The 15,550-nt window shown below is 28.0% G+C and carries 15 protein-coding genes and 2 tRNA genes; 10 read left to right on the top strand and 7 right to left on the bottom strand.

Translation table 11 applies throughout. The annotated features are described in order from the left end of the window. Positions 1–73 precede the first annotated feature (73 nt). From QIA27_RS03225 to QIA27_RS03215, 3 genes are all read right to left on the bottom strand, one after another. Positions 74–712: a hypothetical protein gene (locus tag QIA27_RS03225; protein ID WP_301386428.1), complete on the bottom strand. Its 639-nt coding sequence runs from the start codon at positions 710–712 to the stop codon at positions 74–76. A gap of 124 nt (positions 713–836) precedes the next feature. Beyond that, complete coding sequence (locus QIA27_RS03220; protein ID WP_301386427.1) at positions 837–1,364, bottom strand: tetratricopeptide repeat protein; 528 nt, start codon at positions 1,362–1,364, stop codon at positions 837–839. Between the two features lie 233 nt (positions 1,365–1,597). Next, positions 1,598–1,825 carry a KTSC domain-containing protein gene (locus QIA27_RS03215; RefSeq protein ID WP_004789464.1) on the bottom strand — a complete coding sequence of 76 codons (228 nt, stop codon included), beginning with the start codon at positions 1,823–1,825 and terminating at the stop codon, positions 1,598–1,600. Positions 1,826–2,121: 296 nt separating this feature from the next. Here QIA27_RS03215 and fusA point away from each other — a divergent pair, with 296 nt between their 5' ends. From fusA to QIA27_RS03185, 6 genes are all read left to right on the top strand, one after another. After that, on the top strand, positions 2,122–4,203 hold the full coding sequence (fusA, locus tag QIA27_RS03210) for an elongation factor G (protein WP_301353832.1): 2,082 nt from the start codon (positions 2,122–2,124) through the stop codon (positions 4,201–4,203). Between the two features lie 31 nt (positions 4,204–4,234). Beyond that, the gene (locus QIA27_RS03205; RefSeq protein ID WP_301353831.1) at positions 4,235–4,933 is read left to right on the top strand and encodes a Bax inhibitor-1/YccA family protein; all 699 of its coding nucleotides are present in this window, start codon (positions 4,235–4,237) and stop codon (positions 4,931–4,933) included. 42 nt (positions 4,934–4,975) lie between these two features. Further along, positions 4,976–5,374 (top strand): bactofilin family protein, encoded by a 399-nt coding sequence (locus QIA27_RS03200; protein WP_301403588.1) that lies wholly within the window; start codon positions 4,976–4,978, stop codon positions 5,372–5,374. Then, positions 5,371–6,015 carry a tetratricopeptide repeat protein gene (locus QIA27_RS03195; protein WP_301353827.1) on the top strand — a complete coding sequence of 215 codons (645 nt, stop codon included), beginning with the start codon at positions 5,371–5,373 and terminating at the stop codon, positions 6,013–6,015. The genes QIA27_RS03200 and QIA27_RS03195 overlap by 4 nt, the downstream gene beginning before the upstream one ends. A 48-nt stretch (positions 6,016–6,063) precedes the next feature. Continuing rightward, positions 6,064–6,136 (top strand) — tRNA-Lys (locus QIA27_RS03190). A 108-nt stretch (positions 6,137–6,244) separates the two neighbouring features. Next, positions 6,245–6,317, top strand: a tRNA-Lys gene (locus tag QIA27_RS03185). Between the two features lie 153 nt (positions 6,318–6,470). Here QIA27_RS03185 and QIA27_RS03180 read toward each other — a convergent pair. From QIA27_RS03180 to QIA27_RS03165, 4 genes are read right to left on the bottom strand one after another with little or no spacing between them, the layout of a single operon-like run. Then, positions 6,471–9,272 (bottom strand): M16 family metallopeptidase, encoded by a 2,802-nt coding sequence (locus tag QIA27_RS03180; protein WP_301403587.1) that lies wholly within the window; start codon positions 9,270–9,272, stop codon positions 6,471–6,473. After that, positions 9,253–10,029 carry a hypothetical protein gene (locus QIA27_RS03175; protein ID WP_301353825.1) on the bottom strand — a complete coding sequence of 259 codons (777 nt, stop codon included), beginning with the start codon at positions 10,027–10,029 and terminating at the stop codon, positions 9,253–9,255. The genes QIA27_RS03180 and QIA27_RS03175 overlap by 20 nt, the downstream gene beginning before the upstream one ends. 15 nt (positions 10,030–10,044) lie before the next feature. Further along, positions 10,045–10,812, bottom strand: coding sequence for an exodeoxyribonuclease III (gene xth / locus QIA27_RS03170; protein WP_301403586.1), 768 nt, complete (start codon positions 10,810–10,812; stop codon positions 10,045–10,047). 20 nt (positions 10,813–10,832) lie between these two features. Beyond that, entirely contained in the window at positions 10,833–11,594 is a 762-nt protein-coding gene (locus tag QIA27_RS03165) for an MBL fold metallo-hydrolase (protein ID WP_301353822.1), read from the bottom strand. Positions 11,595–11,793: 199 nt separating this feature from the next. On the opposite strand from QIA27_RS03165, the gene QIA27_RS03160 reads away from it, so the two are divergent. The 4 genes from QIA27_RS03160 to QIA27_RS03145 all read left to right on the top strand — a co-directional run bounded on the left by QIA27_RS03160 (position 11,794) and on the right by QIA27_RS03145 (position 15,537). Continuing rightward, on the top strand, positions 11,794–13,092 hold the full coding sequence (locus QIA27_RS03160; RefSeq protein ID WP_301403585.1) for a hypothetical protein: 1,299 nt from the start codon (positions 11,794–11,796) through the stop codon (positions 13,090–13,092). Between the two features lie 2 nt (positions 13,093–13,094). Further along, the gene (locus QIA27_RS03155; protein ID WP_301353820.1) at positions 13,095–13,709 is read left to right on the top strand and encodes a glucosaminidase domain-containing protein; all 615 of its coding nucleotides are present in this window, start codon (positions 13,095–13,097) and stop codon (positions 13,707–13,709) included. After that, positions 13,693–14,502, top strand: coding sequence for a TIGR02757 family protein (locus QIA27_RS03150; protein WP_301386422.1), 810 nt, complete (start codon positions 13,693–13,695; stop codon positions 14,500–14,502). Before QIA27_RS03155 ends, QIA27_RS03150 begins: the two co-directional genes overlap by 17 nt. Positions 14,503–14,589: 87 nt before the next feature. Then, positions 14,590–15,537, top strand: coding sequence for an aldo/keto reductase (locus QIA27_RS03145; protein ID WP_301386421.1), 948 nt, complete (start codon positions 14,590–14,592; stop codon positions 15,535–15,537). The last annotated feature ends 13 nt before the right edge of the window (positions 15,538–15,550 follow it).

The raw sequence follows: 15,550 nt of genomic DNA, 5'->3' as shown, positions 1-15,550 counted from the left end.
AATTTTTAAAACAAGGTCATTAAAACATTTTAGCCTCAATAATAAAAAGAAAAATCAAAAAATACTGTGTGAATTACACAATTCCAAATTCAAATCCTATTCCAAACTTGAAATCAGAAAATTTAACGTTTTGAATATTCCAAACATAGTAACCTTCAAGAATTAAAAAAGAGAATGAAAGTCTAGCACCAATATCCCAACCCATTGTTCCCAATTCTGCTAAAACAGAATCTGCAGCAGAAGTAGCTATATTAATCTTAGGCCCAGTGAAAAACGCTAAAGCTAAAACAAAAAAATCTAATTTTGTATAAAATCTCGGTGTTATTGCCATAATAAACGAGAAATTTTCATTTGCGGTTCCATCTGAACGCTTTATTACTTTAAGAAGATTCATGTCAAACATGAGCTCAAATCCAACAGAAATAAAATCATCAAATTTAGCACCAAATTGAGCATAAGTCCCATATTTTACTCCAGCTTTAGCAATATTAGCCAAATCGGAAAAATTTTGGACTATCTCTTCTTTTTCTATTGGAGACAAATTTTGCTTAAGCTTCTTATTAATCTCTAAAGCCTCATTGTAAAAACTTGAAAAGGGACTAGCGGGAAAAGAAACACCACCACCAAAATTTAATTCAAAATTAGTATCTGTAAAACCATTAACCACAAAAATCCCAAATAAACACAAAATTAAAACTTTAAGCCTAATCATATACAAGCTCTCCTACAAAAATTTATGAAATTATGAAAAATAAAACAGGGTTTATATTGCACACCTTATTATATAATAATTATCATAAAGTAAAAAAGTAAAAAGTAAACAAAAAATTAAAAAATTAATTCTTAACAACAGAAGAAACCATTTCTTCTGCACCACTTGGTATAGGATGATTTAGCTCTTTATATCTTAAAATATATTTTTTTGCATTTTTTTTGTCGTTCTTTAAATGATAAATGTAAAAAATATTAAATAAAGCCTCTTTATTTGCAGGCGCAAATTCTAAGGTTTTCAAATAATAAATCAAAGCATTATCTAAATCATTTTTCTTAAAAAATAAATATCCCTTCAAATTAATTAACAAAATATTTTCTGGATCTTCTTTTATGATGGAATTAAGTTTCAACTCAGCTTCTTCATATTTTTTCAAATTAATGTAAGCTAAAATAAAATTGTAACTTGAATCATCACCAGCATTAATATTAAATTTAATAGATTTTTCATATAGCAAAACAGAAGTCTCATCATTACCAAGCTCTTCATTTAATTTTGCAAGCTTATAATATTCATCCGATATATTTTGATATTCCTTAAAAATAGAGCTACAAGACAAAACAAAACCAATAATAAACAACAATTTATACATAAAAAATTTACTTGAATCCTTAATATTATTTAAATTATTCAAAGCAGCAAAATAGCACTAAATTTAATAATAATCAAAATATAAAACTTCAACACTATTAAACTTTAAAATTAAACAAATCATATTGATGATTATAGAATAAATAGAATAAAACTTATCACTCTGCAAGCTAACTATAAATAAGCCCTCCTGTTTAAAAACAAAAGGGCTTTTATACTATCTAAAAAAACAAATTAAAGCTTTTCTTGGTCATACTTGTTAAATATATTTTCTGTTAAATATTTACCAACTGATCTTTTGTCCTCAATAAGTTTAGATATTACACTAAAATGTCTTGGTTCAATCTTAAAATATTTATAAGCTCTTCCATCCTTAAAAAATACAGAAAGCTCAGACACAGAAGAATCATAACCTACTTGCGATATTTTGCTTAATTCATTAGATATTGTTAAAGTTTCCAACTCAAATTCCTCCAAATAATTATTTTAGGAGTATAATAATAAAGTAAGAGTTAATTCACTAAATAAAAAGTTTAATCAATAAAATCAAAATCTACTAAATGATATATTCCCTAATATAAGGATATACATTAATACAACTTTAATCAAGCAAACTACAAATATGTTCTTAAATAGTTCAAATTTTAAAAGATTTAATAACATAAAATGATATAAGATAGATTTTTAAAAAAAAATTTTGTAAAATTACTAAGATAGTTAATCTTTTACTCACATATCATCAGGAGGGATAATGTCTAATGGACTACAATAAATTACGAAACATCGGTATTAGCGCTCACATCGACTCAGGAAAAACTACTCTTACGGAACGAATTCTTTTTTATTGCAATAAAATTCATGCAATTCACGAAGTAAAAGGCAAAGATGGAGTTGGCGCAACAATGGACTCAATGGAACTTGAAAGAGAAAGAGGAATCACAATAGCATCAGCTGCAACTCACGTTGAATGGAAAGATTTTCCAATAAATATTATTGACACACCAGGTCACGTAGATTTTACAATTGAAGTTGAAAGATCTCTTAGGGTGCTTGACGGAGCAATATTGGTTCTTGATTCTGTTGCAGGAGTTCAATCCCAATCAATAACCGTTGATCGTCAACTTAAAAGATATAGCGTACCTCGCCTTGCATTTGTAAACAAATGCGATAAAACTGGAGCAAATCCTTACAATGTAAAAGATCAACTAAGATCAAAACTTGACTTAAACTCCGTTTTAATGCAAATCCCAATTGGATTAGAAGACAAACATATTGGAGTTGTAGACCTTGTATTAATGAAAGCTTACTATTTTGAAGGAAAAGATGGAACCGAAATAATAGAAAAAGAAATACCCTCAGATATCTTAGAAGAAGCAAAAAATAAACGAGAAATAATGCTTGACGCTCTTGCCGACTTTAATGATGAGCTTATGGAATTGCACATGGAAGGAAAAGATGTCCCTGTTGAAATAATATATAATGCAATTAGAACAGGAACATTGGCTTTAAAATTATGCCCTGTATTTATGGGGTCTGCTTATAAAAATAAAGGGGTACAATTACTCTTAGATGCTGTAACCAGATTTTTACCATCCCCTCATGATATAAAAAACACCGCTCTTGACCTTAATAATAATGAAAAAGAAATCGATCTTAAAATTGACAACGATCTCCCAACTGTTGCTCTTGCATTTAAACTTGAAGACGGACAATACGGTCAATTAACCTATGTCAGAATATATCAAGGAACCTTAAAAAAAGGACAAGAACTTATCAACTCAAGAACTTCTAAAAAATTCAAAGTCGGAAGACTTATCAGAATGCATGCTAATAATACAGAAGATATTGAATTTGGAGGAAGTGGCGACATTGTTGCTTTATTTGGAATAGAATGTGCATCAGGAGATACATTTTGCGATCCGTCGATCAGCTATTCAATGACATCAATGTTTATTCCAGACCCAGTAATTTCTCTTTCTGTAAAACCGAAAGACAAAAAATCTGCTGACAATATGGCTAAAGCTCTTGGGAGATTTACAAAAGAAGATCCAACATTTAAAACTTATGTTGATATTGAATCAAATGAAACAATAATTCAAGGCATGGGAGAACTACACTTAGAGGTTTATATCGAAAGAATGAAAAGAGAATTCAAAGCAGAAGTTGAAACCGGAATGCCTCAAGTAGCATATAGAGAAACAATTACGGGAAAAGCTGAATTCAACTATACTCATAAAAAACAATCTGGAGGAGCTGGTCAGTTTGGACGAGTTGCCGGGTTTATGGAGCCTCTTAATAAAGAAGGAGAAACATACGAATTTGTTAATCTGATAAAAGGGGGAGTAATTCCAACAGAATACATCCCGTCATGTGACAAAGGATTCCAAAAGGCAATGGAAAAAGGGACATTAATTGGTTTTCCAATAGTTGATATAAAAATTACAATCAATGATGGCCAATATCACATTGTTGACTCATCTGATATTGCATTCCAATTAGCAGCAATTGGTGCTTTTAGAGAAGCTTACGAAAAAGCAAAGCCTACAATCCTTGAGCCAATAATGAAAGTTACCCTTGAAGGGCCTACTGAATTCCAAGGAAATATGTTTGGACTTTTAAACCAAAGAAGAGGAATAATAACGGGTTCACTAGAAGATGGAAGTTTTTCAAAAGTTGAGGCTGAAGTGCCTTTAAGCGAAATGTTTGGGTTTTCAACAGTCCTTAGATCCTCTACCCAAGGAAAAGCAGAATTCTCAATGGAATTCTTAAAATATGGAAAAGTTCCAAGCGCTATATTTGATGAACTTCGCAAAAAATTTAACGATCAAAACAAATCTTAATAATTAATATTAATAATAAGGAGGCTTTATTATGATCGATTTAACACAAGAAAAACAAGAGATATTAATAAAAAACAAGTTTTTAGCCAAAGTTTTTGGGCTTATGTCAATTGGACTTTTAATTTCAGCAATGTTTGCATATGCAACCTCAGAAAATCAAACAATCAAAGCAATGATATTCTCAAATCCAATGTCATTTATGACTATAATACTTATACAATTTGGACTTGTATATGCAATAAGCGGTGCTCTTAATAAAATATCAAGCAATACCGCAATAGCTCTTTTCTTGCTCTACTCAGCACTAACAGGAGTAACATTATCTTCTATATTTATGATTTATACACAAGGATCAATAGTATTCACATTTGGAATTACTGCTGGAACATTCCTTGGAATGTCTGTTTACGGATACACCACAACAACAGATCTAACAAAAATGGGAAGCTATATGATAATGGGCTTATGGGGAATCATTATCGCATCTCTTGTTAATATGTTTTTTAGAAGCTCAGGCCTTAATTTCCTTATATCTATTTTGGGCGTAATCATATTCACAGGACTCACAGCTTATGACGTTCAAAATATTGCTAAAATGGATAACATGCTTCAAGACGATACTGAAATAAAAAATAGAATGGCAGTTGTAGCATCACTTAAGCTTTATTTAGATTTTATAAATTTATTTTTATATCTTTTAAGATTTTTGGGCCAAAGAAGAAACGATTAAATAATAATAAAAAAACCATTTTTATAAAAAATTCAATCAAAAATGAATGCTTATATGTTAAAGCATTCATTTTTAGAGGTTTTAATGAGCATAGATAGCTTAGAATTCGAAGAAAGTAGCACTCAAAATGTAATAAAAAAAAATTTTGAATTTGAAGGATATATTGAAAGTAATAAGCCAATAATAATAGAAGGAAAGCTTAAGGGCTTTATAAACTCATCAAACTCAATCTATCTAAGGGAAAAAGCTAATGTTGAAGCAGAAATAAAATGCCAACATTTACTAAATCATGGCAAAATAAAAGGAAATATTGAGGCGTTAGAAACAATTAAAATCTACAAAACTGGAAAATTAATAGGAAACATTAAAACCAAAGAACTTTTTATTGATTCTGGAGCAATATTTAAAGGGAATTGCGAAATGGAGGATTTTGAAGAATGAGATTTTTTTTTCTATTACAAATAACTTTAATTCTGCTATCCAATTCAAGATTATTATTCGGACAATCACAACTTAAAGATAAAGAAGACTCTTTCCTTCTTTATAAAGAAGGAAAATTTAAAGAAGCTATTTTAAACACATTAGAAGAAATTCGGTTAAATCCTAGTAACTTAGATGCTAGGACAATATTGATATGGAGTTTAATAGCTATAGGAGAATACAAAAGAGCCGAAAAAGAGGCTATTATAGGCCTTGGTATTAAAAAATATGACATAAGAATTATTCAAGCACTAGGAGAAGCTTATTTTTTCCAAAAAAATTATGAAAATGCATTAAAATATTTTCAAGAATATATTAGTCTTGATTCTAAAGGAGCAAGAATAATAAAAGTTTATAATTTGATTGCAGATTCTTTCTATGAACTAAAAAGATATAATGAAGCGGATTTTGCATACGAAAATGCATTACGATTTGCTCCTAATAACCAAAACCTATTAATAAAATTAGCAAGATCAAGAATAAATGCAAAAAATAAAATATTAGCAAAAGAGGCACTAATTAAACTTCTTACAATCTATCCTAATAATCTAGAAGCAAAAAATTTACTAGAAGAATTAAAAAAAAGCAGCAATACGCCTTGACATTCAATTTATAAAAACTTATTCTTATTGTTAGCAAATTAATAAATCGGGCTGCTAGCTCAAGTGGTAGAGCATCGGACTCTTAATCCGTTGGTTACAGGTTCAAGTCCTGTGCAGCTCAAATTGTTAAGTATCTTTTTGGTATAAATTGCTAATTTTATGCCAATTTAACTTGACATTATTGGAAATTAAATATATCATTACTTTTGATGGTCATAAAATGACTTTTGGGCTCATAGCTCAGGTGGTAGAGCAGCGCCCTTTTAAGGCGTTTGTCGTAGGTTCGAGTCCTACTGAGCTCACTTTTGTCCTCTTCGTCTATCGGTCAGGACTCCAGGTTTTCATCCTGGCAAGAGGGGTTCGATTCCCCTAGAGGATGTCTCGTTAAAAAAATCGCATTTAACTTGCTTTCTAATAAACTTAGAAAGCAAGGGTTTTGTTTCAAATAGAATAAGCTATTCGGGTATTAATAATATTTCTGCTCTTTCGTCAAGATTAATTTTCTTAAAAAATTCATTTATCAAATCTTTGCTTAAATTTGTCTCTACAAACTTAACGCCAAAATTATTTTTGAATACTTCATACCAGGATAATGATGCCAATATATTTGAAATCCAATAACTATTCTTCTCTGAATTTATTTTTGTATTTTTAATATAATTTTTCTTAACATAAGAAAAATCTTTATCATTAAAATCTATTTTTTGCCTTTCGCTCATATAGCTATTAATAGAATTTAAAACATTATCCAGCTCCTTAGGCTCAGTAGTAAAAAATATAGACAAAATGCCATCAGAATCTGCATTTTTCCTTAAATTGGAATCAAAAGAAGCCTGAATTGCATAAACACTAGACATTTTTTCTCTAATATTTTTTATAAGGCCATCCGTTAAAAGATCCGCTAAAGCATTTAAATTTAATGAGGTCTCTGCTAAATAATTAAATTTAAAAGGATAAACTACATACGCAAAGCTAGTTGAATTTTTTCCCTTTCTTACAATTATTTTATTAAAATTTTTACTGTAAGAATAATCTAAATCTTTGTATTCGCTTATTTTTTTAAAGTCAAGATTACCCAAATATTTCTTAGAATAAGCTTTTATTGTTTGAATATCTGAGTCTCCAACAAAGACAAACTTAAAATTATTTGCATAAGTAAACCTTTTCTTATAAAAAGATAAAATATTTTCTTTTGTAAAATATTGCAAATCACTATCTTTTACATCTCTAAATCTAGGATCATTATTGTTTAAAAATTTACTAATAGCTTTTTTAAAATGATAATTAGAACTATTCTCATTGCTTTTTATTAACGCTTTTATATTATTAATAGCATTTTGCAAAAAAACATCATCTATTTTGGGTTCTTTAAAAGTAAAATATATAAGCTCAAAAAGAGTTTCAAGATCTTTTTTATCTGAACTTCCAGCAATATATGATTCTTGAGCCCCAACAGCAACACTCAAAGAAACAGCTTTATTTGATAAATATTTTTCAATCTGTAATGCAGAATAATCACCATATCCGGAACCAGATACTACCCTAGGCGCAAAAGATAGCACAGGAATAAGCCTTGAATCCTCATTGAGTAAACCGCCCCAAGAAGTTGCACTAAAATCAATTACACCTTTTTTTTGATCATTATATTTAAAATAAACTTCAACCCCATTTTCAAGAATAAATGATGAAATTTCATTTTCAAACTTATTTTCTTTAATAATATCTTTACTATCTAAAGACTTATTAAAGAATTTACCTTCAATTGAAGAATTTTCATAAGACTTAAATTCTCTTTTTAAAGCTATCTTTTGGAGATTATCAATATCTTCAAAAGCCAAAGTAGGATGTACTTTCCCATAGTAAGAATAAAAAATTGCACAATTTTCCACATCAAACTCTTTTTCTACAAGATTATTTATTGTCTTTAAATCAATTTTTTCCAAATATTGAACAGAAAGATCACAATATTCACTCATATCGAATTTATTAGAACCATCAATAGCAATATCTATTAAATCTTGAAAAATGGTCCATGAATTTGTTTTATTTATATTCTTTTTTCTTAATTCCAAAGATTTGAAAAATTGAGATTTAATTTTTTCAAACTCACCCTGGGTAAATCCAAATTTTCTTATTCTCTCAAGCTCATAAAAAAAATCTTCTATTCCTTCGTTCAAATAATCTGGATTAAAGCTTAAGGAAATCGATCTTGCAACAATAATATTGTTGTCTGATTTAAATGAAAAAAAATCTTTATTTGAAACATTTTTAAAATGCTTTACACCAGCGGTCTTTAATTCAGAAAATCTGTTTTCAAAAAGAGCCGCCAATAAAGACCTTTTAAGGTCATTTAAAACGTCATCTTTAGTTCGAACAAGGTTAACAATATCCTTTTTAAAGAACATTAAACCGGGTTCCCCTACTTCTAAATCTTCTAAAAGTAAAAACTTATCTTTAAGCTTTACATCTAAATTTACTTTTACCTTTTTAATTTTATCAGTTGGATTTTCCCAAGAAATAAATTGTTTTTTTATTTTCTCTTCAATTTCTATAGGATCAATATCTCCTACCACAATAACACTTGCAAGTTCTGGCCTATACCACTTTCTATAAAATTTTTTGAAATCTTCTGCCTGAAACGACAAAATCTGCTCTTCAAGTCCAATAGGATCTCTTAATTCATAAATACTTCCACTTGTCAAAAACTTATACATTTTTTCATAAATCCTTCTAGGATAAGTTTCACCAAGCTTTTTTTCCTCAATAATAATATTGCGCTCAAGATCTATTTCTTCTTTCATGAAACTGATTTGAGAAGCCCAGTTCTTCAAAATATTCATAGATTCATCAATTTCATCTTTATTATTACCGTCTGACAAATCAAGCCTATAATAAGTGAAATCAAAACTAGTAGCCGCATTAATATCAGCACCAAATTGCATTCCAAATTTTTTAAGAACATCAACAATAGAATTCCCTGGATAATCTTTTGTACCATTAAAAGCCATATGTTCAAGATAATGAGCTATGCCCCTTTCATTATCTTCTTCATTAAGAGAACCTACATTAAAAACAATTCCCATATTAACAGCATTCTTTGGGGTTTGATTTTTATAAATATAATACCTCAGTCCATTAACAAGCTTTCCCCTTACCAAACTTTTATCTAACTTTAACTCATTAGAAACACAGGAAAACAAAAAAAATAGTAAAATACTTGTAAATTTACAATAATTTTTAATTTTTTGATAATTCATTTGCACTACTCCCTCTTCTTGAATTTATTTTTTCAGAATAAATTTTATTTAATGCTTTTAAAATAGATGAAAATCCAAAATCATTCCAATCTTTTAAACTCCTTAGCTTAGAAACTGGAAATAGTTCGTAAAACAAAAACAACAACTCTTCTTTGCTTAATTTTGGAATATCATTTAAGTAAACGTTTTTATTAAAATCTTCAAGATAAACAAAAGGATTTGATCGATTATCTAAAAGAAATTTATTTAAATTGGGCTTTAAAATGCTTTTATTATAAATTTCAATAGTAGTATATTCATTTGATACATCATCATAAAAATAGTTATTTAAAAAAGAATCTAAAATAATAAATTTATTATTCTTAACACCTACATTCCTTCCATCTAAAGTCTTTAAAAGCCCATCCTTGCCAATATGAACTAAAGTATTTAAATCCTTTGTAGCGTTAAAAATAAGCCTTGTATTATTGTAAGTCTTAGATTGTCTTAAATGCTTAATATTGCTATCTACTACTAATTCTTTGTCATTTTTTAATAATGAATTTATATTTTTTTCTTTTAACGCCTTATAAGCTAACTCAATATACTCTAAAGCACAACTATTTGCCAAAGTAAGTTGCTCTCTTTTTAGCAAATTAATAAGAAAGATCAATTCTTCCTTTTCAAGACTACGGTAAAAATCAAAATCATTTAAATCAATGCCAAAACTAAAAGTAACAATAAATATTAAATAAAAAATTGCAATGTTTTTTTTCAATCTAGCTTCCTCCCTTTAACTAACTGCATCAGCCAACTCTAAAAAAACAGGACAATGATCACTTCCTATTACTTTGTCTAAAATTAGAGATTTTTTAACATTTCTCTTAAAAAATTCATTAACAATAAAATAATCAATTCTCCAGCCCATATTTTTCTCCCTAGCTCCTGTTCTATAACTCCACCAAGTATAATAACCAGGCTCCTTATTAAATATCCTAAATGTATCTACATATCCTTTGTTCAAGAAACTATCCAGCCACATCGTTTCTTCAATATAATATCCGGGAGAGTCTCTATTAGAATCAGGATTTATAAGGTCAATCTCGGTATGAGCAATATTAAAATCACCACAAATTATTACATTTTTTCCGTCATTTACAAGAGAATCTATAAGATTCTCAACATAAGATAAAAAATCAAGTTTATAAACAAGCCTTCTTCTTAAAGCCTGAGAATTAGGAAAATAGCTATTAATCAATACAAAGTCATTGTAGTAGGCTATTAGACCTCTGCCTTCATTGTCAAAAATTTCTTTTCCAAGAAAATTTACAGCAATAGGCTCAACTTTGGAGTAAATACAAACGCCACTATAACCTTTAATCTTTGACTTTGAAAAATAAGAATAATAATTTTCAAGAATTAAATCCTTTGGCAACTGTTCTCTTAAAGCTTTAGTTTCTTGAACACATAAAATATCTGGAGCATATTCTTTTACAAATTCAAGAAAACCTTTTTTTAAAACAGCTCTAATTCCATTTACATTCCATGAAATTAATTTCATAAATCCTCTCTAAGCTTAAATCAAATATAAATCTTTAATCCATCATAAGCCAAATAGATATTGTCTTTTTCTAAATAATCAAATTCTTCATGCATTATATCGTGTGCAATATGTGTAAAGTAAGAAATTTTGGGATTGATTTTTTTAACCTCACAAATAGCCTCTGAAAAATTTAGATGAGCAGGATGAGGTTTAATCCTCATAGCATCTATTATAAGTAGATCTAAATTTTTCAAATAATCATAGGACTCTTCGGGAATAAATTTAACATCAGTAAGATACGCTAAATTGCCTACCCTATAACCCAAACTAACTATCTCTCCATGAATCAAGGGAATTGGTATTATCTTTAAACCTTTAAAAAAAATGGGCTCAAAATCTCTAACCACATTAGGAATAACATCTGCCTTTCCACTTACAGAAGGTTTGGATGAAAAATTATGCGAAAAAGCATTCATTATGTGAACCATGGCAGTATCTCTAGCATAAATGTTTAAAGGAGCATTTCGTGTATAAAACTTAATATCATCAAAACCCATAATATGATCATAATGCTCATGGGTGTACAGCACCAAATCAAGCTTATCGATATTTTCTCTTAAGAGTTGTTGCCTAATATCAGGACCTGTATCAATCAACAATTTGATGCCAGAAGATAGCCTAAGAAAAAAAGAACTTCTCAATCTTTTATTTTTGCTAAAACTTGAAGCACAGACTCTACAGTTACAATTTAACATAGGAACACCACTTGAAGCTCCAGTTCCTAAAAAGGTTCCGACCATATGTTACTACCTTTCGCCTGTAAACATAATTTATTTTAGCACAACATTTTATATTAAACAAAACTAAACTTTATTAATCAAAGCTCTCCCCTTAAATCTAAAATTATTGTTAAATTAACGCTATTAAATAAGCAATTCTGTAGCCTATTTTGGAAAAAGCACTTTTATGCTTATAATTATTTAAGGAAAAATTATTTTTATGGATACGCAAATTTATGAACTCATTTTCTTAACTAGTTTTAGCATATTTTTAATAGTAAATTTATTTAATTTTAAAAAAGAATTTACTTATGAAGACTACTTCATAATATTACCGGGTACATTTTTTGTAATAACTTTATATTTCACAGAAATCAAACCATTAATGTTGTATATTGGCAGTATATTCTTAATCTTTATGATAATCATCTTCTTTAAAAACATAAAAACAATAGTAAATAGAAGAAGACGTAGCAGTAGTAACAATAAACCTGTAAAAAAATCAAAAGGAATATTTTTTTCAATTTTGCTAAAAACAATACTTGTAATGCCCTCTATTTTAACTGTTATTATTGCGACCATTTTTTCATACTTAGCGCTTTTTGTAAATTATCCTAAAGATGAAAACAATGGCTATCAAATCGGATTCATAAGAATTAAAGATCACAAAAATGATTTAAGCTTATCGATTTGGTATCCTGTAAGCTCAATATTGGGCCTAAAAAAACAAAATCCATTTCTTTTATACGAATTTAATCCTTTTTTCATAAACGAAATGAATTATTTACCAAAGCAGAATAATGTATATAAACAAGCCTTTATTAGCGATAACCAAAAACTATATGATTCTATTTTGCTTATACTTCCTTATTATTCTCACGATTCAATGTTCAAATCCTTAATCAGCAGGCTTGTTAAAAAGGGCAAAATTGTTTATTTATATTCACCAAAATATAAACATATGAAAAGCTACGATTTTATTAAAAACAGCCATAAAAGTATATTTAGCTATGCAATCAACAAAAGCATTAGCTATTTAATTGAACCTGCCAACATCTTTAATGAAAAAGCTGATATCGCATCTAATGAAAATGATATTCAAAACATTATTGAACTCGCAAAATCAAGCCAAAGTTTAAAATTTTTAAATTCAAAAATGAACCTTAATAAATTAACGTTAATTACACTGGGAAATCAAGCAAATATTGCTAATTTTATCCTTGAAAAAAACACAAATATAACAAAATATATTAATATAGGAGGTAAACCACAAACAATAAAAAATTTAAAAAACCTGCAACTAATTCTAAAAGAAAATGAAAAGGAACTCCCTACAAAAGTTACTAATATAAATTCTATAAAGCCAATAGACATAAATAATATTGCAGAAATTTCTGATCTTATTTTTAGCAGGAACTATTTAAAAAGTTTTAATTTTCTAAAAAACAAAAAATCAATGCTATCAAAATTCAATTTTATAGTTACTGAAATTAATAAATTTATTGAAGAGGGAAAATAATAATGATAAAAAAAATTTTGCTATTTGTAATGATTAACATCTTTTTAACAAATAAAGCTCATAGTAATGAAGAGGTAATCGAAATAAGTACTGAAATAGAAAAAGAAAAATACATTCCCTTTCTAATAAGTAGAGGAAAAACTCAACTTGAAGACCTTGTAAAATATACTCTAGAAATAAATCCAGACCTTGACAAAAACTATGTAAATACTATTGCTAAAACTTACATAGATGAGTCTTTGATTGAAGGAATTAATTACGACATTGCTTATGCTCAAATGCTACTAGAAACGGGAGTTCTAAAATTTAATGGAATAGTCTCAAAAGAGCAACATAATTTTTCAGGAATAGGCGCTACTAACAATCTTACAAAAGGAAATTCTTTTTCCAATATTACAGAAGGAATTAAAGCTCATATTCAACACTTAAAAGCTTATGCATCAAAACAAAATATCAACTCAAATGTGGTTGATCCCAGATTTTACCTTGTTGAAAGAGGATCTGCCCCAACAATATATGATTTGACTGGAAAATGGGCAAAAGACAAACTTTACGATAAAAAGCTTAAAAAAATATTATTAGAACTATTAAAATATAATAATGCAAATAAAAGCTAAAAACTCACTATATGATTTTCTAGAAGAAATATATTCAAAATATAATAAAAAAAAATTTATACATCCTGATCCTTTAGAATTTTTATACAGATATAAAGAAAAAGAAGACATTGAACTTGTAGGCCTAATTAGTTCTTCATTGTCACTCGGAAGAGTAGAAAAAATTTTAGAAGCAATAGAGAAAATACTCAAGCCACTTGGCAAATCCCCTTCTGAGAACCTTAAGCTAGTAAATAAAAAAGACTTAAAAGAAATATTTAAAGGATTTGTTTATAGATTTTTTAAAGAAGAAGACATTGTAAACCTACTACATACCCTCAAAATAATAAAAGAACAACATCATACACTTGAAAATCTTCTTTACAGTATTTATTATAAAAATCAAAATTTTATACTTAGCATAGATGAATTAATAAAGCATATGGAAAAAATAAATGGAAAAGAATTTGGGATGCTACTTCCAAAGCCTTCAAAGGGAAGTTCTTGTAAAAGACTTTTTTTATTCTTAAGATGGATGATACGCAAAGATGACGTCGATTTGGGCATTTGGAACAAATTTAATCCCAATAATCTTATAGTACCAATGGACACTCATATGACAAGCATTGCCTCAAAACTATTTAAAATCAAAGAAATAAAAAACGTAAATCTTAAAAAAGCAATAAAAATTACAAGCTATTTTTCAAAAGAAAATAAAGAAGATCCTGTAAAATACGATTTCTCTTTAACCAGATTTGGAATAAATAGAGATTTTAATAAAGAAAAATTATTAAAAAATATTGACAAGTTGTAAAATTTTATTTACAAAACCTTTAAAATAAGAAATACTTAAATCATTAAAACAAAACCGCCGTTTATCATAAAATAAAAAGGAGAATCTATGAATAATCTTAAAGAAGAAATAAATACTTATAGCAAACTAATTTTGGGGTCTTGGCAATTTGGAGGAGGATATTTTAAACAGGTTGAAAAAGAAACCGCCAAAAAAATATTAAAAAAAGCATATGATCACGGGATTAGAAATATTGATACTGCAAAAGCTTATGGAAATGGAATTTCAGAAAAAATAATTGGTGAAATAATATCAGAAGATCCAACAATAAGAGAAAATATTTTAATTGCAAGTAAATGCTATCCAATGGAAATTTCAGAATATACAAAAAACTTTAATGAAAGTCTTAAAAATTTAAAAACTGATTATATAGATATTTACTATATCCATTGGCCCAAGAGCAATTTTGACCTAAGACCAATCGCATCATTTCTTGAAGAAATGAGAGCAAAAGAAAAAATAAAATATGTAGGTGTAAGTAATTTTGAAATATCACACATGGAAAGCATAAAAAAAGTTTGCAAAATTGACGTAAACCAAATAGGATACAACCCCTTATTTAGAAATAAAGAAAAAGATGTAATTCCTTACTGTGAAGACAACAATATCGCCATCATATCATATTCAACAATTGCTCAAGGACTTTTATCTAAAGATAATATAAAAGACAAAAGCAAATTTAATGATAATATAACAGGAAAATTAATACTTTTTAAAAAAGAAATTTGGCCTTATACTTTAAAAACCATAAATGAACTTACAAAGATAGCAAAGAGAAACAACTTAACAATTTTAGAATTAACATATTCATGGCTTAAAAAAACAAAATTAAGTGGATTTATAGTGGGGTTCAGCAAGGAAAGTTATGTAGAATCAAACTTGAATTCATTTAAAGCAGAAATTAATGAAGAGGTATATAAAGAGATCACATCAATTTTAGATAATTTTAATCACCAAACAAAAAATTTCCCAAACTTATTTAACAAAAAAATTTAAAACTTTATAAAAA

It is taken from the genome of [Borrelia] tanukii (genome assembly GCF_030439725.2).
GTDB classification, from domain to species: domain Bacteria; phylum Spirochaetota; class Spirochaetia; order Borreliales; family Borreliaceae; genus Borreliella; species Borreliella tanukii.
The sequence above is the reverse complement of the archived record's forward strand: the minus strand, read 5'-3'. Positions and strand labels throughout refer to the sequence as shown.